1 protein-coding gene is annotated in these 415 nt (G+C 45.5%); it reads left to right on the top strand.

The window, feature by feature from the left end; genetic code table 11:
* Window positions 1-415: Rha family transcriptional regulator (locus HBA93_RS18875; RefSeq protein ID WP_221724320.1), on the top strand; the 415-nt coding region annotated here is incomplete at both ends.

The raw sequence follows: 415 nt of genomic DNA, 5'->3' as shown, positions 1-415 counted from the left end.
GCGAGATTGCTGATTTAACCGGCAGTACGCACGACAACGTATTAAAGACAATTCGCGCTCTCGTTAAAAAGGGGGTCGTTTCAGGAAACGAGACCCCATATGTGCACCCTCAAAATGGGCAGACATACAAGCAGTATGAATTGGACTACAGAAACACGATGATTGTTGTTTCTGGATACAATGTCGAACTGCGTGCACGTATCATTGATCGCTGGATGGCACTTGAAGAGAGCGTCAAAAACGATCCATTAGCGATGCTGAGTGATCCTGCAGCAATGCGCGGCATTTTATTGTCATACACTGAGAAGGTTATCGAGCTTGAAAGCCGGATTGAAGCGGATAAACCGAAAACTCAGTTCTTTGATCAGTTCATGAATGCTGATGGTCTTTACGGGCTTCTTACTTGGCAGGAGTT

The organism is Ochrobactrum sp. SFR4 (assembly GCF_019730395.1).
In the GTDB taxonomy this organism is placed as follows: Bacteria; Pseudomonadota; Alphaproteobacteria; order Rhizobiales; family Rhizobiaceae; genus Pseudochrobactrum.
Note: the sequence above shows the minus strand (reverse complement) of the source record. Positions and strands in the feature narration are given on the sequence as shown.